The 22,955-nt window shown below is 45.8% G+C and carries 20 protein-coding genes; 13 read left to right on the top strand and 7 right to left on the bottom strand.

Annotated elements, in window-relative coordinates; translation table 11 throughout:
- The first annotated feature begins 373 nt into the window (after window positions 1-373).
- Both R7E51_RS01975 and R7E51_RS01970 read left to right on the top strand, forming a co-directional pair.
- Window positions 374-2,404: a S8 family serine peptidase gene (locus R7E51_RS01975; protein WP_017819749.1), complete on the top strand. Its 2,031-nt coding sequence runs from the start codon at window positions 374-376 to the stop codon at window positions 2,402-2,404.
- 9 nt (window positions 2,405-2,413) lie between these two features.
- On the top strand, window positions 2,414-2,776 hold the full coding sequence (locus R7E51_RS01970; protein WP_017819750.1) for a hypothetical protein: 363 nt from the start codon (window positions 2,414-2,416) through the stop codon (window positions 2,774-2,776).
- 85 nt (window positions 2,777-2,861) lie between these two features.
- Here R7E51_RS01970 and phnX read toward each other — a convergent pair whose 3' ends face one another.
- The 3 genes from phnX to phnW all read right to left on the bottom strand — a co-directional run bounded on the left by phnX (window position 2,862) and on the right by phnW (window position 6,262).
- Window positions 2,862-3,677, bottom strand: a complete 816-nt coding sequence (gene phnX, locus R7E51_RS01965) for a phosphonoacetaldehyde hydrolase (RefSeq protein ID WP_206957441.1) — start codon at window positions 3,675-3,677, stop codon at window positions 2,862-2,864.
- A gap of 75 nt (window positions 3,678-3,752) precedes the next feature.
- Complete coding sequence (locus R7E51_RS01960; protein WP_206957442.1) at window positions 3,753-5,132, bottom strand: aspartate aminotransferase family protein; 1,380 nt, start codon at window positions 5,130-5,132, stop codon at window positions 3,753-3,755.
- 26 nt (window positions 5,133-5,158) lie between these two features.
- The gene (gene phnW, locus R7E51_RS01955; RefSeq protein WP_045457715.1) at window positions 5,159-6,262 is read right to left on the bottom strand and encodes a 2-aminoethylphosphonate--pyruvate transaminase; all 1,104 of its coding nucleotides are present in this window, start codon (window positions 6,260-6,262) and stop codon (window positions 5,159-5,161) included.
- A gap of 266 nt (window positions 6,263-6,528) precedes the next feature.
- On the opposite strand from phnW, the gene R7E51_RS01950 reads away from it, so the two are divergent.
- The 5 genes from R7E51_RS01950 (at window position 6,529) to R7E51_RS01930 (ending at window position 12,325) form a co-directional block, all read left to right on the top strand.
- Window positions 6,529-7,539 carry a putative 2-aminoethylphosphonate ABC transporter substrate-binding protein gene (locus R7E51_RS01950; protein WP_038890633.1) on the top strand — a complete coding sequence of 337 codons (1,011 nt, stop codon included), beginning with the start codon at window positions 6,529-6,531 and terminating at the stop codon, window positions 7,537-7,539.
- A gap of 260 nt (window positions 7,540-7,799) precedes the next feature.
- Window positions 7,800-8,906: a putative 2-aminoethylphosphonate ABC transporter ATP-binding protein gene (locus R7E51_RS01945; RefSeq protein ID WP_017819754.1), complete on the top strand. Its 1,107-nt coding sequence runs from the start codon at window positions 7,800-7,802 to the stop codon at window positions 8,904-8,906.
- 8 nt (window positions 8,907-8,914) lie between these two features.
- Entirely contained in the window at window positions 8,915-10,639 is a 1,725-nt protein-coding gene (locus tag R7E51_RS01940; protein ID WP_005445406.1) for a putative 2-aminoethylphosphonate ABC transporter permease subunit, read from the top strand.
- A 9-nt stretch (window positions 10,640-10,648) separates the two neighbouring features.
- Entirely contained in the window at window positions 10,649-11,353 is a 705-nt protein-coding gene (gene phnR / locus R7E51_RS01935) for a phosphonate utilization transcriptional regulator PhnR (protein WP_041054140.1), read from the top strand.
- Window positions 11,354-11,419: 66 nt separating this feature from the next.
- Complete coding sequence (locus R7E51_RS01930; protein WP_206957443.1) at window positions 11,420-12,325, top strand: EamA family transporter; 906 nt, start codon at window positions 11,420-11,422, stop codon at window positions 12,323-12,325.
- A gap of 68 nt (window positions 12,326-12,393) precedes the next feature.
- On the opposite strand, the gene R7E51_RS01925 is transcribed toward R7E51_RS01930, so the two are convergent.
- On the bottom strand, window positions 12,394-12,945 hold the full coding sequence (locus R7E51_RS01925) for an outer membrane beta-barrel protein (RefSeq protein WP_005374044.1): 552 nt from the start codon (window positions 12,943-12,945) through the stop codon (window positions 12,394-12,396).
- A gap of 12 nt (window positions 12,946-12,957) precedes the next feature.
- A complete protein-coding gene (locus R7E51_RS01920; protein WP_005384371.1) occupies window positions 12,958-13,884 on the bottom strand; it encodes a VirK/YbjX family protein in 927 nt (308 codons plus the stop codon).
- 412 nt (window positions 13,885-14,296) lie between these two features.
- Between R7E51_RS01920 and R7E51_RS01915 the strand changes: the two genes are divergently transcribed.
- From R7E51_RS01915 to R7E51_RS01895, 5 genes are all read left to right on the top strand, one after another.
- Window positions 14,297-14,656, top strand: a complete 360-nt coding sequence (locus tag R7E51_RS01915; RefSeq protein WP_017819758.1) for a DUF3316 domain-containing protein — start codon at window positions 14,297-14,299, stop codon at window positions 14,654-14,656.
- Between the two features lie 220 nt (window positions 14,657-14,876).
- Window positions 14,877-16,277, top strand: coding sequence for an FAD-dependent oxidoreductase (locus tag R7E51_RS01910; protein ID WP_206957444.1), 1,401 nt, complete (start codon window positions 14,877-14,879; stop codon window positions 16,275-16,277).
- Window positions 16,278-16,390: 113 nt separating this feature from the next.
- Entirely contained in the window at window positions 16,391-17,515 is a 1,125-nt protein-coding gene (locus tag R7E51_RS01905) for a M14 family metallopeptidase (protein WP_017819760.1), read from the top strand.
- 455 nt (window positions 17,516-17,970) lie between these two features.
- The gene (locus R7E51_RS01900) at window positions 17,971-18,951 is read left to right on the top strand and encodes an OmpA family protein (protein ID WP_005374035.1); all 981 of its coding nucleotides are present in this window, start codon (window positions 17,971-17,973) and stop codon (window positions 18,949-18,951) included.
- A 200-nt stretch (window positions 18,952-19,151) separates the two neighbouring features.
- The gene (locus tag R7E51_RS01895) at window positions 19,152-20,021 is read left to right on the top strand and encodes a LysR substrate-binding domain-containing protein (protein ID WP_017819761.1); all 870 of its coding nucleotides are present in this window, start codon (window positions 19,152-19,154) and stop codon (window positions 20,019-20,021) included.
- 68 nt (window positions 20,022-20,089) lie between these two features.
- On the opposite strand, the gene R7E51_RS01890 is transcribed toward R7E51_RS01895, so the two are convergent.
- Window positions 20,090-20,965 carry a LysR family transcriptional regulator gene (locus R7E51_RS01890; RefSeq protein ID WP_017819762.1) on the bottom strand — a complete coding sequence of 292 codons (876 nt, stop codon included), beginning with the start codon at window positions 20,963-20,965 and terminating at the stop codon, window positions 20,090-20,092.
- Window positions 20,966-21,213: 248 nt separating this feature from the next.
- Between R7E51_RS01890 and R7E51_RS01885 the strand changes: the two genes are divergently transcribed.
- On the top strand, window positions 21,214-21,450 hold the full coding sequence (locus R7E51_RS01885) for a hypothetical protein (protein WP_017819763.1): 237 nt from the start codon (window positions 21,214-21,216) through the stop codon (window positions 21,448-21,450).
- A gap of 121 nt (window positions 21,451-21,571) precedes the next feature.
- Here R7E51_RS01885 and R7E51_RS01880 read toward each other — a convergent pair whose 3' ends face one another.
- Window positions 21,572-22,942 carry an L-serine ammonia-lyase gene (locus tag R7E51_RS01880; RefSeq protein WP_017819764.1) on the bottom strand — a complete coding sequence of 457 codons (1,371 nt, stop codon included), beginning with the start codon at window positions 22,940-22,942 and terminating at the stop codon, window positions 21,572-21,574.
- Window positions 22,943-22,955: the final 13 nt, after the last annotated feature.

The raw sequence follows: 22,955 nt of genomic DNA, 5'->3' as shown, positions 1-22,955 counted from the left end.
TTCTGAGTAAATGCTCAAGACAGTCAACAACTAAATATTCAATATTTCAGTTTTGGCACCACGGTCAAAAAATCCATTCAGCATAGCAATCGATTAAATGGGTGATATTTAGAATAATTACTCACTAACATTAATTTAACATTCACTTTTTGTTAATTAAGTAATTGCTTTATAAGGTTTTGTTGATGATTTTTGATGTTAACTTAAAGTGTTTATTGAATGATCTTTTGTACAAATTTGTATATTCATGAAACAAATTGTTTGGCATTTTTGCTCTGTAAACTATAGCTGAAGCTCTCATGTAAACATCATGATGATGACTTTTCATGAGAATATAGTGAATAAAAATTAGCTCAAATAAGGAATAGGGCAAATGCACTACACAACAAGTAAAAAACAAGGCTTATTTTCGTTGTCTGCCGTAGCAATAGCACTGACCACTTCGATGTCAGCGTTTGCGGCTCCACCAATGGGATTTGATGAATCTAAGTTACCGACGAAGTACATCGTCAAATTCAAAGAAGATGCAGTCAGCCGTTCTTCAATGGGGGGTAACTCATTCTGGGGGCCACGAATCGCGCAGGAGTCTGCTCTAGAACAGGTGAAGGCACGTAAGGTGGAAAAACTGGGCAATCGCGCCATTTACAGCGTTGAATTGGATGGCGATGACTTAGAGCCGCTTCGCAACCGTAGTGATGTGGAATACGTGGAAGTCGATCCACCTCGCTATTTGCTCAGCGAAACGACCCCATGGGGATATGAAGCGGTTAATGCTCAACTGTTAGCTGACTTCAATGCGGGTAATCGCACTGTATGTATTATCGATTCAGGGTACGACATTTCGCACAACGACCTAAGCGGTAACCGCGTTGCTGGTACTAACGATAGTGGTACGGGATCATGGAGTGATCCGGGTAACAACAATGCCCACGGTACTCACGTCGCGGGTACGATTGCTGCGATTGCCAACACCGAAGGTGTAAAGGGTGTGATGCCAAACCAGAATGTTAATTTGCACATCGTGAAAGTATTTAACGAATCGGGTTGGGGTTACTCATCTGGGCTTGTTAAAGCAATCCAGACCTGTGCCGATAATGGTGCTAACGTTGTGAACATGAGCCTTGGTGGTAGTCAATCAAGCCGAACTGAGCAAAATGCACTGCAAAATATTTACGATCAAGGCGTTCTATTGATCGCCGCTGCGGGTAATGATGGCAATACAGCGCACAGCTATCCAGCTTCTTATGACTCAGTGATGTCTGTTGCGGCTGTTGATAATCAAAATGATCATGCGGCGTTCTCACAATCTACTAATCAAGTTGAGATCTCAGGCCCGGGTGTGGCGATCTTATCAACGGTTACGGTAGGTGAAGGTAAACTTTCTGATATTACCTTGAATGGTGTAAGCCAGTTTGATCGTGGGATTGTTCCTCACAATCGTTTGATCAATAACGGTTCTTCGTATGTTCCGGATCCAATCGCGGGTTCAGTAACGGCAACGCTAGATAGCTGTGATGTCTCTGGCGGTAACTTTAACTGTGGTGATATGTCGGGCAAAATTTGTTTGACTGAGCGTATCGGCAACCAGTCTTCAGGAAACTACCCTGAAGTAGATGCGGTTCAGGCTTGTTACAATGCGGGTGCGCGAGCTGCAATCGTATACAGCAACTCTGAACTACCTGGTTTACAAAACCCTTTCTTGGTAGACACAAACAACGCTTATCGTATGGTTTCGGTAACGGTTGATCGTGCATTTGGTCAAGAGCTATTGGGGTATGTTGGTCAGGAAATTACTGTTGCAACAACCTCTGGTGAAGATTACGAGTACTACAATGGTACATCAATGGCGACACCGCACGTAACGGGCGTAGCTGGCTTGGTGTGGAGTTACCACCCAACCTGTACAGCAGCGCAAGTACGTAATGCCCTAGTGAAAACTGCAACAGATATTGATGTTGCTGGTCGAGACAACCGTACTGGCCACGGCCTAGTTAATGCTGAAGCGGCGAAGCTGTTCTTGGACGCTGGCTGTAATGGACCTGATGGTGGTAGCTCTTCGGACTCTAGCTTCTCAAATACCAGCCCTGTTGCGATTCCAGATAATAAATCTTCTGGCGCAATCAGTGCAGTAGAAGTCGATCGCTCTGGTGATTCAGGCACAGTAAGTATTGACGTTGATATTAGCCACACTTACATCGGTGATCTACGAGTGACTTTAACGTCACCGACTGGTGGAGAAGTTGTACTTCACAATAATACTGGCGGCAGCGCTAACGATATAAAAAACACGTTCCAAGCGGATTTTTCTGGTTTTGAATCGCAAGGTACATGGGAACTAAAAGCGGTGGACAGTGCCAGAAGAGACACAGGCACCATCAACAGTTGGACTCTGACCTTTCAATAAGGAGTGACTATGAAGAAGTTGACCTTACTTTCTTTGTCTGTGGTAGGCGCTACCGCACTATTGGCAATCGGACTGAGCTCAAGCAGCTTGGCAAACAATCAAGGATTTCCTCTCGTGGATGAACGCCAAGATCAAGCCGAGCAGCAACCTGCACGTTACTTTGTTAAGTATCATGAAGGAAAAGAGAGCGAAGTGAGAGCGCTTCTTCGTCAGCACAACATTGAAGTGGTCGATGCTCTGGTGAAACAACATGTGTTGATTGTGGTGGGTGAACAGGCGGAAGTCGATAAGCTCGCGGATCACGATGCGGTCGAATACACTGAGCAAGAGCCGACAAGAAAGCTGCTATCTAACGGAAATACGCTTCAATAAGCCAAACCTCCTTAAGATAGTGCCAAAAAGAAAAACGCCCCTCACGTGAGGGGCGTTTGTTTCATTTGTTAGTGGAAGATGAAGATTACGGACGCTCACCTGCCGCTAGGCGACGTTCGATATCTGTAACCACTTCAGGGAAGTCAGCAATGGTGTCGATGAGGTAATGCGGCGAGCTCTTGAGCAATTTTGCGCGCGCTTTTTCACGAGCGGCATTAAGTGTTGCTTCGTCCGCGGCTTGGTATTCTTCAAACGTCAGACCCGCTTCGTTACCAGAAAGCAGCAAACCAACGGTCCACATACCGGCGTTGTGACCTTCATCGATACCCGGTGCAGCGTCATCCACTTTGATACACGTATTAACGTCCGTTACATTCAGCTCAATCACGTTCTTCAGTGCCATAAATGGTGCAGGGCGACCACCTTGAGGCAGGTCATCCGTTGCTACCACGTAATCCGGTTTGTAGCCGTAATCCGCTGCAACAGGAATCAGTACGTCCATCACTTCGCGAGGGTAACCAGAACAAGAACCGATCTTGATGCCTTTGTCTTTCAGGCCGTTCACAACTTCAATCGCATTGAGGATTGGCTCTGCGTGGTCAGCCACTTTTGCTTTTTGCAGAGGCATAAATGCTGCGTAGATAGCGTCGATGTCTTCACTGGTCATTGAGCGACCAAACTTCTCATTCCAACGCTTATCAACTGCAGGGATGCGACCCACAGCTTGGATGTGATCCCACTTACCAAGCCCCATTGGTTCACGCGCTTCTTCAAGATCGATATCAAAATCAAAGCCTTGTTTGAACGCTTCCACAAAGATGCTGGTTGGCGCAAAAGAGCCGAAATCGACGATAGTGCCAGCCCAGTCAAAGATCACTGCTTGAATTGGTGAGTTGCTCATGTTCAATCCTTTTTCTTGCTTGCCAGAGCGCTGCCTACACATTGGAACTGCGCTCAGGATAAATTGGTTTTGAGGTTAGAAGTAGTTAAAGTCTTTGCATACTTTGGCGATCGCTTCTTCAAAGATCGCCAACGCTTCTGTCAGTTGTTCGCGAGTGATGATCAGCGGTGGGCTGAGTTGAATCACATTGCCTTGCGATACCTTGAAGCTCACGCCATTGTTGAGGCATTGGTACAACACAGCCTCCGCTTCGTCATACGCGCGTGCTTTGCTTTCGTGGTCAGTGACCAGTTCAATGCCCCATAACATGCCGATGCCACGCACATCACCAATCACTGGGTATTTGGCTTTCATCTCTAGCAGCTTTTCACGCATGAACTGGCTGTCGGCTTTGGCTTTATCTAGCAAGCCGTCTTGCTCAATAGCTTCCATGGTTGCCAGTGCCGCAGCACAACCGATAGGGCTTTTCTCATGAGTGTAATGACCCATGGAGATTTGCTCGGCAGTGTTGTATTTGTCTTTGGTTACCATGGCTGCGATAGGCACTAACCCTCCGCCCAAACCTTTACCGATGCAGAGCATATCTGGCTCGATGTCATAGGCTTGGTAGGTAAACCATTCACCACTGCGACCCATGCCGTTAGGGATGTCGTCGATGATCAGCATGACATTGTGTTTGTCACAGATTTCACGGATGCGTTTCCAGTAGGCTTTGCTTGGCACTTGAACGTCGGTATTACGAACCGCTTCTGCAATAAATGCGCCCACGCCGCCTTCTTTCTCAATCACGTATTCAAGGTAGTCGGCATAATGCACATCGCTACCGTCGGCAACTGGAAAAGCGCCTCGGTAAGACACTGCTGGTGGAATGCGCTCAACACCTGCCATTAATGGTCCCATGCCTTGACGGAAACACGCTTCGCCGCCCACTGAGATGGCATCCAATGATGCGCCGTGGAAAGAATCCCACAGAGACACCACCTTGTAGTTGCCCGTGATGTGGCGGGCTAGTTTAAGCGCCATGCCAACCGCAGATGTGCCACCCGGAGCAAACAACACGCGATTCAACTCGCCGCCACAGATTTGGGTGAGTTTTTCGGCACATTCAACTGCGGTTTCATTGGTAAAACGACGTGGTGAAAACGGCAGTTTGGCAATTTGCTCTTGCACACGTTTAATCACATGCGGATGACCATAGCCCAGCTGGTGGACGTTATTGCCATGGAAGTCCATGTACTTTTTGCCCGTGGCATCTTGGATGTAGATGCCTTCTGCTGCTTCCAAGGTATCTAAGCAAGGCGTCGACATGGCTTGATGAAGAAAGACCTCTGAATCACGCTTTAACAAGGCTTGCGTGCGTTCGTCATCCATCGATGCATTCCAAGCTTGGCGCGCTGGTGTTGTGTTGACATCGCCTTCGCTGCGGAAATGGGTCGGTTTGATATTCTGAGTCATAACGCTCTCTCAATCAGAAGGCTGCTTTACGCAACTTGCCAGTACATTGCTTTTTCAATTGCACCGATTAAGCGCTCGATATCTGCTGGGTAAACTTCGCCAATGTTGCCGATACGGAAGCAATCTGCGTTCGATACCTTACCCGGATAAATCACGAAGCCTTGCTCTTTCAAACGCGTGTAGAACGCTTTGAACTGGTAATCACTGTGCGTCGGAGAGTAGAAAGAAGTGATGATTGGCGAGTGAAGGTCATCACTCAGTAGTGGCTCAAACCCCAAGGAGCGCATACCTGCAACCAGTGTTTTCTGGTTAGTTTGGTAACGGTGATGACGAGCCTCAATGCCGCCTTCTTGCTCCAGCTCTAACAGTGCTTGGTAGAAAGCGCGAACCGTGTGCGTTGGAGACGTGAAACGCCATTTACCGTGGTTCACTTCCATGCAGTGCCACTGGTCGTAAAGATCAAGGCTCAAAGAACGTGCCTGACCTTGGCACTTTTCGAGCTCAGTTTGTTTTGCAATCACAAAGCCAAAGCCCGGCACGCCTTGAATACATTTGTTTGCAGAGCTGATCATAAAATCGATGCCTAGCTCTGCGATATCGATAGGAATGCCACCAAAGCTCGACATGGCATCGAGAATCACCACTTTACCGTGTGCTTTTGCCGCAGAAGCAAATGCCTCAATTGGGTTAAGCATGCCAGTGGTTGTTTCACAGTGAACAATTGCCACGTGTGTGATAGCAGGATCCGATGCCAATGCAGTTTCCACCTCGTTCAAGTGTGGCTGTGATGTTTCGCCTGGGGAAACTACATGGCATGGAATATTTAGGTAATCAGCGATCTGAGCGATACGCGCACCGTAAGCACCGTTGTCGACAACCAACAATTTTCCATCTTTGCCAATAGCACTGCCAATCGTTGCTTCTACTGATGCGGTGCCGCTACCTTGCATTAGTACGCTGGTGTAACCGTCTTGCTCCGTCGCCAGTTTTACAAGCTTAGTGCGGATCACTTCTACAATGTCTTTGTTGTATTCATCATCCCAAGTACACCAGTCTTTTAGCATGGCTTCACGTACTGTTTCAGAAGTAGATAGAGGACCTGGAGTCAGTAGTAGGTATTCGTTTTTCATCTCGATTTCCATCAGAATAGGCTAATTGGTCTACACCAAATTTCAAGTTCACTCTAGCGAGGAAGAAAAGGGCAGTAAATAGGCGAATCTCCAATTTCATAAAACTTTAATATCCAGAAAATGGCGGATTAATTGAACGATTATTCATCGATAATTTTCGTAAAACTGCCATTTAATGGTCATGAATTCGTCACAAAGGCTCAGTAGGGTGTATATCGTCAACTGGTACAGACCAAATGAAAACTTAGCCAAATTAACTGGAGAAAATGATGAAAAACCGTTTGATGAAAGGATCGCTGGCTGCACTTGTCTCTCTGCTAGCTACGAATGCAATGGCAGCACAGGAAGTCACGGTTTACACCGCTTTCGAAACTGACATTCTTGCTAAATACAAGTCTGCGTTTGAGAAAGATAACCCAGATATCAAGATTAAGTGGGTTCGCGATTCCACCGGTATCATGACGGCGAAATTGCTGGCAGAAAAGAACAACCCTCAAGCGGAAGTGGTTTGGGGTCTTGCTGGCTCGTCAATGGCACTGCTTAAAGATGAGGGTCTTCTTAAGCCTTACACACCAAAAGGTTTGGAAGAGCTGCACGCGAACCTAAACGACCCTCAATCAAACCAAGCTTGGTTCGGTAACGATGCGTTCTTTAACGCAGTTTGTTTCAACGAAGCGGTAGCGAAACAACTTAACCTACCGAAACCAACGTCTTGGGAAGACCTAACGAAGCCGGTTTACAAAGGTCACATTGCAATGCCGAACCCAGCGTCTTCAGGCACTGGCTACATGCAGGTTTCTGCTTGGCTACAAAACATGGGTGAAGATCAGGCATGGAACTACATGCGTGACCTAGATAAGAACATTGCACACTACACGCACTCTGGCTCTAAGCCATGTGTTCAAGCGGGTATGGGTGAAGTGGCTATCGGTATTTCGATGGCAAGCCGCGGCGCGAAGCTGAAAACACAAGGTGCACCACTAGCGGTTATCACACCAAAAGGCATCGGCTGGGAATCAGAAGCCGTTGGTCTAGTAAAAGAGTCGGATGCAGCGAAACGTGTTGTCGACTGGTCAATCTCTAAAGCGGCAAACGAGCTTTACGTGGAAATGTACCCAGTGGTTGCACATAAAGAAGTGAAAGCTAAGGTTTCTAACTTCCCGAACGTTCAAGAGAACATGGCGAAGATGGACTTCGCGCAAATGGGTAGTAAGCGTGCAGAGATTCTAGCGGCATGGTCTGAGAAGTTTGACGCGAAATCAGAGCCAAAATCTTAATTGAATTTGCTCTAATTTGAATGCTGAAGTCCACCTCGGTTGAGGTGGATTTTTTGTTTTCTCTGTTATTTCAGAGTTTGCTGCAAGTAGATTCCTAGTCTCACCTAGGTTCGCTGGAATGACGGACTTAAGAAAGTCGGGAATCTCTAATTACCACTCTCATCTCCCTTCATCTATTTGTCATCTTCTGGCTATAAATTTGTCATTGGAACGTAACACTCCAAAACTAAAGTTGGTATATACCATTTGGAGCGTGTGTTATGTCAACTAACCAACATTACCTAAATATCGAAAATGTAGTGAAGCAATTCGGACAGTTCACTGCATTAAAGAAAATCTCGCTAGCGATTGAAAAGGGCGAGTTCGTTTGTTTTCTTGGTCCTTCTGGCTGCGGTAAAACCACTCTGCTACGTGCCATTGCAGGTTTAGACTTGCCAACGTCTGGTGCGATTTTTCAAAACGGTCAAGAGACCACATTCCTACCACCAGAGAAGCGCGATTTCGGCATCGTATTCCAATCTTATGCTTTGTTTCCGAACCTAACTGTGCAAGAGAATATTGCAGTGGGTTTGAAGAACCAAGGTATGTCGACCAAAGAAGCGCTAGAGAAAGTAGATTACTGGTTAGAAACCATTGGTCTTCCAACCTCTGGCGAGAAATTCCCTAACCAACTTTCTGGTGGTCAACAGCAGCGTGTAGCACTCGCTCGCGCATTAGCGTTGTCTCCGGGTCTACTGCTACTTGATGAGCCGCTGTCAGCGCTGGATGCAAAAGTACGTGTTCACTTACGTGACGAGATTTGTAAGCTGCAACGTCAGCTTGGCATCACCACCATCATGGTTACGCACGATCAGGACGAAGCGCTGTCGATGGCGGATCGTATCGTGGTAATGAACCATGGCGTGATTGAGCAAGTCGGCACACCTCAAGAGATCTACCAACAACCAGCCACGCGCTTTGTCGCTGAGTTTGTCGGCAGCATGAACTTTATTGAAACCTCAGTCGCAACGGATTCCCAAATACGCATTGCAGAAACCTTAATGCCAGCGCCAAGCTTGACCAATCGTAAGATCGAACGTGGTGACCGCTTCGACCTTGCGGTGCGTCCTGAAAGCATCAAGTTTGTTGAAAACTACAACAACTCTTTACCAGTGCGAGTTACCGCAACCGAGTTTCTGGGGGCGTTTTTCCGCATTGATTGTGTATTGCAAAACGACAGCTCAACGAAAACCATCGTAGTGGATGTGCCCGTGGAAACGGTTCAAAAACTCAATATCAAAGCGGGCGATGTACGTTACATCCAGTTTGCTGAAGAAGGGCTGCATGGTTACGCCGTGCCCTCGGTTGATAAAGCGCTAGCGGCGTAGGTGTAAACATGGATGCGAAGACAATGACGATGAATAGCCTGACCACACAAGACAAAGCAAAATCCTTACTCGGACGTGTTAGCCGCGACAACCTTGTGTTGTTCGGTTTGCTCGCTGGTTTGTCGACCATGATGGTGCTGTTCATCTTAATGCCGCTTTGGGCAATGTTGACCAAGAGTGTGCAAAATGCCAATGGCGAATTTGTTGGATTGGCAAACTTTGCGACGTACTTTTCTTCTTCAAGCTTGTGGGTGTCGGTGGGTAATACCTTCACTTTGGGCGTGATTGTGACCTCGGTAGTGGGTGTACTTGCGTTTGGTTATGCCTACGCGCTGACTCGCTCATGCATGCCGTTTAAAGGTTTGTTTCAAATCTTAGGTACTGCGCCAATCCTTGCGCCTTCGTTGTTACCAGCGATCAGTTTGATTTTCCTTTTCGGTAATCAAGGCATTGCCAAAGAGATGCTGTTAGGAAACTCGATTTACGGCGTGATTGGTATCTCGATGGGTTTGATTTTCTGGACCTTCCCTCATGCATTGATGATTTTGACTACTTCGCTGCGCACTTCAGATGCTCGCTTGTATGAAGCAGCCCGCGCACTGAAGACCTCACCAATAAAAACCTTCTTTATGGTGACGTTACCTGCGGCGAAATACGGTTTGATCAGTACGCTTATCGTCGTCTTTACACTGGTTATCACGGACTTTGGTGTGCCGAAAGTGATTGGGGGCAGCTACAACGTTTTGGCGACTGACATCTTCAAACAAGTTGTGGGACAGCAAAACTTTGCCATGGGTGCGGTGACCAGCATTATGCTTCTATTCCCTGCGGTAATGGCATTTGGTGCAGACCGCTGGGTACAGAAAAAGCAAAAGAGCTTATTTGACACTCGCTCGGTACCTTATCAGCCAGAACCTAACAAAGCGCGCGACAGCATTTGTTTGGTTTACTGCAGCATCATTTCTATCGCAGTGTTGGCGGTTTTGGGTATGGCGGTGTATGGCTCGTTAGTTACGTTCTGGCCTTGGAACAAAGCGCTGACGCTAAATAACTACAACTTTGCCGAAATGAGCACTTACGGTTGGAGCCCATTCTTCAACTCACTAACACTGGCAGGTTGGACGGCAGTGATCGGTACAGCCATTATCTTTGTCGGTGCTTACTGCATTGAGAAAGGGCGTGCGTTTGGTCCAATTCGTCAGGTGATGCAAATGCTCAGCGTGGTGCCAATGGCGGTACCGGGTATGGTGCTTGGCTTGGGTTACATCTTTTACTTCAACGATGCGAACAATCCTCTAAACGTACTTTATGGCACCATGGCATTCTTGGTGATTAACACGGTAGTGCATTACTACACAGTGGGTCACATGACCGCCCTGACAGCGCTAAAGCAGTTGCCATCGGAGATTGAAGCCACGGCGGCATCGGTGAAGCTTCCTCAATACAAGTTGTTCTTTAAAGTGACATTACCTGTGTGCTTACCTGCGATTTTGGACATTGCGACTTACTTGTTTGTTAATGCATTAACCACTACTTCTGCGGTAGTATTCCTTTACTCAACCGATACGATTCCGGCTTCGGTCTCGATTCTGAATATGGATGATGCAGGTCAAACTGGCGCTGCAGCGGCAATGGCTGTCATGATCATGATTGCTGCCGCAATTGCGAAGATTGTTCAGATGACTTTGGGTAAATTGTTAGAAAATCGCACACAAGCTTGGCGCAAAAGATAAGGACACTTCGTGCAATACGTAAAAATTAAAGATTCGATTGTTGAACAGATTGAAGCGGGCATGCTATCGCCGCGTCAAAAACTGCCAGCAGAGCGTAAGTTGGCGGAGTCGTTCGATACTACACGCGTCACTCTGCGTGAAGCTTTATCACTGCTAGAAGCGGAAGGTCGAATTTATCGCGAAGATCGCCGAGGTTGGTTTATCTCACCTGAGCCATTGCGTTACGATCCAACCCAAACTCTGAACTTCCCGAACATGGCGAAAGCGCAAAATCGCGTGCCAAAAACGGACTTGGTCGCAGCAAAAGGGACGTTGGCAAACAAACAAGCGGCGCGCTTGCTGGACTTGCAGCCTTTCTCGGATGTGTATCGAGTCGACCGTGTGCGATACCTTGAAGATAGACCTGTGGTATTCGTAACAAACTACATTCGCCCAGAGCTGTTTCCGAACCTGCTGGATTACGATTTATCAAATTCGCTGACGGACATTTATCGCGATCATTATGGCGTGACGTATCAAAAGATTCGCTACCGCATTTCAACCAGTACTTTGTTGGGTGAAATGGCTCAGGCATTGCGTGCGACAGCCGGTACGCCAGCGATGGTAGTGGAGCGCATCAACTACAACCAGCATGGTGAGTTGATTGATTGCGATATCGAGTATTGGCGACACGATGCCATCAGCATTGAATCTCTGGCGGAACTCAATCGTTAAGTGGATTTTCTCATTATCTAAGGCTCCATCTCGGGGCCTTTATTTTATTCAGACAGGAACATTGAAATGGATTTGTTGGCGATTAGTCTCGTCGTTTTTTCTGCTGTTCTCCATGCGGGTTGGAATATCCTTGGTAAAAGCAACTCAGGCTCTGGACTCGCGTTTACTATGGCGGCCAGCTTTTCTGCATGTTTCATTCTTACCCCTTATTTGATTTGGTATTTGGTGACCATTGGCTGGACATCATTACCGAGTGAATTTTGGGGATTGCTGTTCATTAGCGGCATTTCACAAATGGTTTATCTGGTTGGTTTGATTGTCGCTTATAAGCACGCAGACGTGGGTGTGGTTTATCCCATTGCTCGGGCACTGCCAGTGATGATGGTCGGCGCAATCAGTGTTGCATTGGGACATGAATTATCTAGTCAGCAGTGGCTTGGGTTCTTGCTGATTACCCTTGGTTGTATGCTGGTGCCACTGACGAATTTTCGTCAAATGACATTGGGCTCCTATTTGAACGTCGGTGTGTTCTGGGCATTAATTGCCGCAATAGGCACAACGGGTTACTCGGTGGTCGATAAAGAAGCGCTGAGTTTACTCACAGGACAAGCATCAGAGATTTTGAATGATCAGTACAGTGCAATCTTCTATTTGGGCGTGCAGTTTTGGGCAATTGGTATTCCTGCTCTTGTGTGGTGCTTAGTTACGGGCAAGCCAGATGAGATTAAGACAGCGTGGCAGATCCGCAAAACAGCTAGCATGGCAGGGGTAATGATGGCATCCACCTACGGCTTGGTGTTGTTTGCGATGACCATGACCGACAACGTCAGTTTGGTCGTGGCACTAAGGCAAATTAGCATTGTGTTTGGATTGTTTATGGGGATTTGGTTTCTGTCTGAGAAATGGTATCTCACCCGAGGGCTTGGCGTTACTTCTATCGTGGCGGGGATCATTCTCGCGCTTGCGTATTGACCTATATTCACGAAAAAAGGCAGCGAATGAGCCTCTCGCTGCCTTTTGTATTAACTTGTAAGCCTTGTTTAAAAACGCAATTGCGCACCAAACATCACACCGCTAGAGTCAAAATCGCTGTTTTTTGAGTACACATATTCTGCATTCAAACCAAAGTGTTTGTAGCTCCAGCCGATACCGCCAGCCGCTTCACCTCCGACACTTGAGTGTTCGATGTTCTTGCTCTGACCGTTCACTTTATAAGTGTATTCGAGAGTGTAGAGAGTAACACCTGCCTTGCCGTACAGTTCGAAACCTGAACCCAGAGGATAGCTAGCATAGCCACTCAAGCGAGGTCCGGAGAAGCTCGTATCGGTGACTTCTGAAATCGGACTCACGAGTATCGAGCCGATACCGTCAAACGCGCCTTTATAACCTGCTTCGATACCAAAGTTATGTGTTGGCATGTAGCGGTAATATATTTCACCTAAGAACATGTCGCCTGATTCTTTGCTTGTCGGAGCATCGTAGTTCACATCGCCATAGCCAATGTTTGTACCTATGATGTGCTCACTGGTTTCTGCATTGGCTGACAAAGAAAAAGCCGACAACACTAAAGCAGTAATGAATGAATAACGCATGAACGCTTCTCCTTAGCTTTTAGCTTGCTCGCCTTTTAATATTTGTTCGAAAGTGATCTTGGTGTTGTCTAGCCATTCATAACGGCGACGATACATCGAACGCTTAGAGCGCGACATGCCTTCGATATCTCGACGGGGTGCATTTACATCAATTGAGTAAAAATGACGATTGTATTCGGTGCCGCCCAATTCTTGCCAGAGTGCATCGTAATCCGTTTTGATTCGCCCTTTGCTGTAGCGCTTAGCTGCGTAAGTATGGGACTGCGTTTTCACTGCTAGAATCGTGTTCACTTCCCAAATTTGTGCGAGCAAAGTGAGCAAGCTCACCATCAAGCTTTTTGGTCTCTGTCCGTAAAGCTTACGAGTTAGCTTTTTAATTTTCGCGTTGTTTTCTTCACTGCTTCGCGGTCCTTGTAAGCCGCCAATCATAATGCTGCGTCCAGATTCGATGTGACCGAGCGTAAAAGAGAGCGTGTAGAAGTTGCCATCTTCAGCGCTGTGCAGCACTAGGCTCATATCGCCTTCTTTTTGATAACGTGCTTCGTATACTAATCTCACCGAGTACAGGATTTCGTCAATTTCAAAAGAGGCTAATGTTAGGCCTTTCGAGTCTGTGTAGATTTCTTCGATTGTTTGTTTAGAAAACAGTTCTGAAATCGTTTTATAGTGATCAACCACCAAGTTAGAACGATCGAACGCTGAGTTGTTTTTGATGATATACGGACGAAACGGCTTCTCTAAAAATCGATGCGTACGTGTACAAAGCAACTCTAACAATGACGATTCAATATTGTCTGAAAGGTGCTTAAACGCACGTTTGTAATAAAGCGCACGTAAGATGAACTTAGCTCTGTAGGTCCAAATTGGCTTGTAGACATCAGCATAATCATCTGAGTAAATCGATTTGCTATGGTAAAAAATGGATTTGTTCGCGGTCATTTTCACTCCAGATTAACTTGTGCTCAATAGCGACAATTAAGAACCGACGGACGAGCAGCGAAGAACCCGAAAAGGAGGAATGCAAAGCACGACTGAAAAGAGGTGGTTTTTGCTGTGTCCGACGTTTGTGTAAGGTTTTGAACACTGTTCTTTTGCTGAAATTCTAAGAGAAAATTGACCTTAGGTATTGTATGGTTTGGTAAGGAAGTGTCAGGTTGAAACCCATTGTTCAAAAGAAAGAAAATGCGAATGTCGGCTGAATATGACGTTGAGTTGCTAAGTTAATGTGAAATAAGTTGAACGAAAATTGAACATTATTTGAAATTGTTTTGACGTGTTTTAGGTCTTTATACGTACCTTATAAGTATCGAGCCAATTTTGGCCCGATGTAAAGGTAAGTAAGGAGAGGTTTATGAAACGCTTAACAACTTTAGCAAGTACGATTGCTCTGATTGCTGCACCTTCTATGGCTCTTGCTGGTGGTTATCAGTGGACAAACGATACCGAAACTATCCATGGCGACGTAATGGATAGCAAACAAGCGGCTTATGAAATGGGCCGAGACATGATCCAAAGCTACCAAAATAAATCATCTGGACAACTCCGTGATGAGTTTACGAGCCTTACAACGTATGTTGATCGCCAATCGTTTTCTATCACTGACTCAAAAGTCATGGTAAATGAGTTCTTGCAAAGTGACGGGCAAGTTGTTTACCAGCCTATTCTCAATGTTCAATACGAGTACCGCATGCGTGATACCGGTAAATACTAACCAGTAAGACGGACTTGAATTGTTTACCACTAATATTTTTTGCTGTTTGTTTTTGGGGAGCCACGAGCTCCTCATTTTGTTTTTGTCGAAAGCGAAAATTTTCACACTCTCAGTGCAACATTTTCTATCGCTCAGCGTTAGATTTTCTTGCTCGTTGATTGTCATCATCGTTTGTAAAGTGTTTGCGGAAATGGATGTAACGCACTAACGAGGATACCCGATGACACATCATTCATATTGGTTCAAGCAGGCAATTGAAGCTGAGCAACCAGAAACGCCACAACCGTTACAGCAGAACATTAATACTGACGTTGCGATTGTTGGTGGCGGATACACCGGACTTTGGACCGCGATTATGATTAAGCAGCAATCTCCGGAAAAACAGGTGGTTGTTATCGAAAAGGGCTTATGTGGTAGTGGTGCATCGGGCGCAAACGGCGGTTGTATGCTGACTTGGTCTACCAAGTTTCCGACATTGAAACGGTTATTCGGTGAAGAACATGCTGCTTGGTTAGTAAAAGAGTCGGAACAAGCAGTGCTAGAGATTGACGACTTTTGTCAGCAGCACAACATCGATGCGCACTTATCGTTGAAAGGGGTTTATTACACTGCAACCAATCAGGCTCAAACTGGGGGAATGCAGCCAGTTGTGGACGAGTTAAAGCGATTAGAAGTGAACAGTTGGCGTCGTTGCTCGGTGGAGGAACTGCGTGCCAATGCGGGTTCACCTCGACATATAGAAGGCTATCACTCTCCGGTTGCTGCTAACGTGCAACCCGCCTTACTCGCGCGAGGGTTACGCCGTGTTGCTATTGATCTGGGTGTAGAAGTTTATGAGAACACGCCAATGACGCGTCTAGATTATGGAAAACCTGCCACCGTCTGTACACCTAAAGGAAATATTCAAGCGCAGCAGGTGGTGTTGGCATTAAATGCATGGATGGTAGAGCAGTTTAAACAGTTCAAAAACAGTATCGTGGTGGTCTCTTCCGACATGGTGATCACCAAGCCGCTTGGTGACGCACTACCTCTATCTGGTTGGCAGGCAGGTTCTAGTGTGTTGGATTCTCGTATTTTTGTGCACTATTACCGAGATACGCCAGATGGCCGTTTGATGTTGGGGAAAGGCGGCAATCAGTTTTCTTTCAATAACCAAGTTGACGTAATGTTTAACAAGCCAACACGCTACCAAGGTCTACTGCGTAAGTCGTTCGATAAGTTGTTTCCTCGTTTGAGAGGCGAGGAGTTTGCTTATTCATGGACGGGGGGCTCTGATCGTTCTGCTACTGGTTTCCCTTTTTTCGGCGAGCTAGATAAACAGAGCAATATCTTTTACGGATTTGGTTATTCAGGCAATGGTGTAGCGCAGACTCGCATGGGCGGAAAGATCCTATCTTCATTGATATTGGGAATCGATAACGAGTGGACGAACAGTGGTTTAGCCAAAGGACCGTTGGGGTGTTTCCCACCAGAACCGCTTCGCTGGACCGGGGCTATGATAGTGCGCAACGCGGTACGTCGAAAAGAGGAAGCAGAAGATAACGAGAAAACGCCGTTTATCTGGGATAAGCGGCTAGCAAAACTTGCAGGACCAGCAGGCAAAGCGGATAAGCTTGACTAAACTGAAGACTTTAGCCACAAACGAGACAGTTTGCAGTGAAAGTCATTGGGGCGCGATGAAGCCTTGTGTTAGCCTCTGTCTTTCAAGCTCAGATTTAAAAGGTGAGTCATAAAATGAAAGTATTCAGCAACTTCGATAGCGGCAGCATTCACGTAGTGAAAGCGGACGACAAAAACGACATCCAACTCAAAATTCCTAACGACAATATGTCGGAATTCTACCAGTGGTTCCACTTCCGTCTTGAGACAGAAGCTGAGCAATCGCACACCATCAAATTGCTTGATTTGGCTAAATCGGCTTATCCAGAAGGATGGCAAGGTTACGATGTGGTTGCGTCTTACGATCGTGAAGAATGGTTCCGAGTACCGGCAGAGTTCGATGGCGACACGCTGACTTTCACTGTAATCCCTGAGCGCAGTTCAATTTACTTCGCGTACTTTGCGCCATACACGTACGATCGCCATTTAGACTTGTTACACATGGCACAAAGCGCGCACCACTGCCAACTAGAGACGCTTGGTCATACGCTAGATGGCAATGACATGAGCTTGCTTACTTTCGGTGAGCCAGAAGAAGGCAAAAAGAAAATCTGGATGATTGCACGTCAGCACCCAGGTGAGACCATGGCGGAATGGTTCATGGAAGGTATGATCCAACGTCTGTTAGATGAAAACGACACGGTTGCGCGTGCATTGCTTGAAAAAGCGGTGCTTTACGTCGTACCAAATATGAACCCAGACGGTGGTATTCGCGGTCACTTGCGTACCAACGCAGTAGGTGTAAACCTAAATCGTGAATGGCAAACGCCATCAATGGAAAAGAGCCCAGAAGTCTACCTTGTGCGTCAGCGCATGCTGGAAACGGGTGTTGACATGTTTTTAGATATTCATGGCGATGAAGCGATTCCGTATAACTTCGTCGCTGGCTCAGAAGGTATTCCTTCTTACGATGAAAATCTTGCCGCTTTAGAGACATCATTTAAGCAAGCGTTACTGACTATTACGCCAGAGTTCCAAGATGAGATTGGTTACGATAAAGATGAGCCTGGTAAAGCGAATTTGACGGTCGGTTCAAATTGGGTTGCAGAGCAGTTCAAATGCTTGTCTTACACAATCGAAATGCCATTTAAAGATAACAACAATCACCCAGATCCACTTTACGGTTGGTCTCCTGAGCGTAGTGTCTTGTTTGGACAAGATGTATTAGCTGCAACGTTAACCGTAGCGGATAAAATTTAGCGCGACGAGTTAACGCTTTTTCATTATTTCGAAAACAGCTCATTTTAAATGAGCTGTTTTTTTGTGCTCTCCATATCCACGCTCCCCTGTAAAAATTTGTTGCCATTCACAAGCTTAAATGATGATTCTTAAATTTGAGAAAGTGGCTTTTTATGGTGATTTGCGTCACAGAAAGTTGGCTTCTTTGTGATATTCTCCGCAACGAATTGACTATGGCTAAACCAACGCAACGAACTTTATTTTTCGGTTGGGTATGCGGATGAAGCTCATGAATAGATGGTCTTGAGGTTACCTTTTTCCGTTTTACGTCATTGGCGTTTGAATATCATTTTTGATTCTTTCCTACGCTATTTAGCTATTTCTATTCGAAGAAAAGAGAAAGTTACGGCTTCATATTTTACGGCAGTATGCTGCCGCGGTGTGTTGCTTTGTGTACAAGAAAAAGGAAAAGAATAATGAAAAAAATCGCTATAGCAGTGGCTACTGTACTTGCTGGTGGTGTGATCTCAAACGTTGCACTTGCTGACACTTACATGGGCGGTAAAGTAGGTTACAACTCTCTAAACGATGCGTGTTACCTGAACGAACCTTGTGACGACGACAGTTTTGCAGCATCTATGCACTTAGGCTACAGCTTCAACAAGTACGTTGCAGCAGAGTATGGTGTTGATTACCTTGGTGACTTCACTGCAAACTTCAAAAAGCCTGGCCTAAACACCGTTGATGGTGATCTTTGGGCGTTGACGCTTGCTCCTAAATTTAACCTACCGCTAACGGATTCTTGGAATCTATTCGCGAAAGTTGGTGCTGCATACATGATGGCTGGTGACGAGAAAGATTTCGTACCAACTGGCTCTCTGGGTGCTGAATACCAAATCAACTACAACTGGAGCCTACGTGCTGAATACCAACGCTACCAAGATATGTCTGATGATGTAATTGAAGACATGGATTCAGATTTCTTCGGTATCGGTTTCAACTACAAGTTTGGTTCTGAGCCAGTCGTTCAAGAAAAAGCCGTTGAAGAGGTGGTAGAAGCACGTCCTGCAACACGCATTGTAGATCACGTTTACCCTGCTCAAACAACAGCGACAGTACAATTCGACTTAGAAAGTGCAGAAGTGAAAGACGCGTCGAACCTTTCTGGTACCGTTGATTTGATGAATACTTACCCACAAGCTCAAGTTGAGATCACGGGTTACAGCGATACGACAGGTTCTGCTGCTTACAACAAGCAACTCACAGAAAAACGTGCAAAAGCCGTTGCTGACGAGTTCCAAGCAAAAGGTATTGCGGCTGAGCGTATGACAGTGAAAGGCATGGGTGAAGCTAACCCAGTGGCAAGCAACGAGACACGTCAAGGTCGTCAAATGAACCGTCGTGTTGAAGTGGTTGTTCCTGCGTTTGAATACCAAACAACTGAAAAAGCAGAATAATTCCTGCTTAAGATAAAGTTCCAAAAGCCAGCGTGTATCACGCTGGCTTTTTTGATCCCGCTTAACAAACTAAGTAGTTGTGTAGAAACATAGTTATATCGGGACGCTTTGACATATGCTCAACATACGTAAACTCAGCACCTTCATCAATTTGTCATCACCAGTTCATAGCATGACAGCCAAGTGTTTGGGAGAATGATATGCAAAGTTTACCGCCGCTCAATTTGCTCCGAGCTTTTGAAGCCACGGCGCGACTACAGAGTTTTACAAAAGCCGCAGAGGAGCTAAATGTGACTCGTGCGGCCGTCAGCCAACAGGTGAAATCGCTAGAGTCACAGCTCAATGCGACGTTATTCGAGCGTAAGGGCACTCACCTTACGCTGACCTGCTCCGCACAAGAATACTGGCCTGTGGTTAATCATGTGCTTCAAACATTATCGACCACGACGCAGCATTTATTTACTCGTCCCAAGAATACGCAAGTTAACTTACATGTCGCTCACAGCTTTTGCTCTCAGTGGTTAATGCCAAGATTGGCTGATTTTCAGCGACAATTCCCAGACATTTTCTTTAAAGTCTCGACAACTGCTAATACAGTTCCAAACGCCAGTGCGATTGCGGATATCGAAATTATTAACGGAGATGGAGATTGGCAAGAGCAAGAAGCCATACGATTAACCCAAGAAAACTGGATTGTTGTCGCAAGCCCCGGCTTTATGCATTTAAACCCGATAAATGACCTCTCGCAGTTAGCTAAAACGCCTAAAATCTGTACTAGTGGTTATCATGAATCTTGGCAAGAGTGGCTTTCACACCAAGGTTACCAAGGGAAGGTGAGCAAAGTCGTCGCCGAGTTTGAACACTCATTGCTTGCTATTCATGCTGCGATTAATCAACTTGGCGTGTTGCTGGTAAGAGACTTTCTTGTTGAGGATGAGCTGCAACAGGGCGTATTAGTCCAGGCTGGAAATTGGCATATGCCAAGTTCTGGTGCACATTATATGATGGTTCGAGCATCCAAAAAATCATACGTAAACACCTTTGCTCAATGGTTAATACAGAGTCTTTAATGTTCGTTCAGCGAGTAAGTAGAGCGCATGTGTGGTTTGGCTATTATTAGCAGTAGCAAGTCATCAGTCTAGGACTGAGCGACATGCTTAATGACATCTAATAACCACTGATTTACCGGAGCTTGCTGTTGAGAGCGACGACAGCTCATCACGTAGCGAACATCAAGCTCTAGCCCAGCAGGAAGCGCGATACTCCGGCAACCCTTAGGAACATGTCCACTCATCGTTATGCCAAAATGATTCGTTTGCAGAAGCACTTTTTGAATCATCGCTGGATGCTCAATTTCCACTTTAGGTGTGGTTCTAAAACCCATATGTTTGAGCCTTTCCAACACTGGGTATCGGTAGTCGTTCCATCCCGGCGTTTTAAAAAGTATAAAAGGGTATTCTTCTAGTTCTTGGGAGTTTTGAGCGGGATGATCTTGTCGAACAAAAAATACCGCTTTTCCTCGCCCTAGTTCGGTCTGAACAATTGACTGTGGCAGATCTTCATCAAAGTAATGAATCGCAATGGCGTTTTCACCGTCAATTAATCGTTTTTTTGCTTCGCTACCCCAGCGCAAACATGAGAATTTTGCGTTTGGGGCGTACTTTAGTAACTCCAAGTAAAACTTGTCACCAAAGTACTCCCAAAACAATGTGTTAGCATAAATAGTGATTGAACCGTCAAAATGAGCTGGTGAAAAATGCTGTGGTTTGATGGAATCAATACTGTTGATTATTTGCTCAAAATGCGCAATATTCGCTTCCACAAAAGCTGTTGGTTCAAAGCCATTTTTGGTCTGAACGAATAGCGGATCATTGAGCTGAGTTTTCATCTTTGTCAGATTTTTGCTGATTGCTCCTGACGTTTTACCGAGTGATTCTGCGACTAACCGGACGTTACGTAACTCATACATCCGTTTTAATACCAAAATATTTTGAATATCCAGATTAACGCTCATACATTGTCTCGCTTGGCTTTTGTCGACAAATCATATCGCTGAATTTCTTAAGAAAAGACAACGCTCGGTCAATTTAAGTTGCTGCCTTATCCCTGATTTATTGAAGGTAACGATAAGTTATTCTTGGTTACACCAGTTTATTAGCATGGATTTCCATTTGGTAAATAATGGCTTTCCTCGTATGAGCGCGTTTCTGTTGTTACAGTTTTTCCACCGAAAGAAAGTTAGAACGATAATAGAGGTGATGTATGAAAAAACTAATCGCACTTGTTTTGATGATTTGCTCAACAAACGTAGCATTTGCTGGCGATGGGTCATACACGGGCACGATTGATATGACGATGGCAACGAAAAATCAGGTTGACGTAGAGCGTGCAGATTCTCAATTGACGCTGAAGGGTCGCAATGAAATGGCCTATGGCGGTGTAACAATCCATTCGGATGCTGCAACTCAAAAAATTGAACTTCGTGGTCGACGTGATTAATCGAATAGTTTCTTGTTAAGAAAATGCCGCGAAGAACGCGGCATTTCTATATGTAATATCATCAGATCACAATTACCAGATAAGCGTATGGTGAGAAGCTAAGCGCAATGACCACTTGCCATTATTCGCATGGCGGTGCCATATGAATGACAGCTAAGCCCCCCAAAGAGGTTTCACGGTATTTTTTATTCATATCTTTACCAGTCTGATACATGGTTTCGATAACTTTATCTAACGAAATTAAGCATTTACTTGTGCGCTTTAATGCCATACGCGATGCATTAATCGCTTTCATTGCTCCCATGGCATTTCTTTCAATACAAGGTACTTGAACCAAGCCGCCAATCGGGTCACAAGTCATACCCAATGAATGCTCCATCGCAATTTCCGCAGCAATACAAATCTGCTCGTTACTGCCCCCTCTTAGCGCTGTTAAGCCAGCGGCAGCCATGGATGAAGAAACCCCAACTTCTCCCTGACACCCCACTTCTGCACCAGAAATTGACGCGTTAGTTTTATATAAGATGCCGATAGCGCCGGCGACTGCGAGAAAGTCTTTTAGCTGTTTAACATCGAGCTCTTTGATGAAGCGATGGTAGTACATCAATACCGCCGGAATCACCCCTGCTGCGCCATTCGTTGGAGAAGTAACGACTTGCCCTCCTGCTGCATTTTCTTCACTAACCGCAAAGGCGAAGAGATTGATCCAATCCATGATCTCCATCGGATCGTTTTCAACTGCAGCGTTGGCTTCGAGCTTTTTCAAAAGGTTTGGTGCTCGACGAGTGACATTTAGACCACCTTCCAAAATCCCTTCCGTATCGAAGCCACGTTGCATGCAGAGCGACATCACTTTCCAAATTTGCTCTGCTCTTTGGTTAATTTCTTCGTCTGAGCGAAATGCGAGTTCGTTTTGGAGGATCATGCCTCCCAAGCTGAAACCGTTCGTCTCGGCTTTTTCCAGCATCTCATCTGCGGATGTAAACGGAAATGGTACTGCGACCTCATCTTGTTGCGTGCCGTTCTCTAGTTCGTCGGCGGTGGCGATGAATCCGCCCCCAATGGAGTAATAAATTTCAAACGCTACTTGATCTCCAGCAGCGTCTAATGCCGTAATCGTCATGCCATTTTCATGCAAGGGAAGGTTGTCGCTATGAAAGACGATGTCATGGTCGTAGCTAAACTCAATTTGGTGTGTACCGGCGAGCATGAGCGTATTATTGTCTATGGTATTTTGTAGCGCACTTTTGGCACTGCTCATTTTGATGGTATCAGGTTTATTTCCCATCAAACCAAGGACCGTGGCTCGGTCTGTATGGTGCCCTCGACCTGTCAGTGACAATGAGCCATAAAGGTCCACTTGCACCCGATGCACTTTCGCCATAGAGTCGCTAACTAGCTGAGTGAAATGGAATCCGGCAAGCATAGGACCATTAGTATGGGAGCTGGATGGCCCGACACCAATTTTAAATATATCGAAAATCGACAGCATAATTGACTTCCTT

The sequence above is a fragment of the Vibrio sp. Vb1166 genome (genome assembly GCF_033338695.1).
Taxonomy (GTDB): Bacteria; Pseudomonadota; Gammaproteobacteria; order Enterobacterales; family Vibrionaceae; genus Vibrio; species Vibrio alginolyticus.
This window is presented reverse-complemented; position numbering and strand designations above follow the sequence as displayed.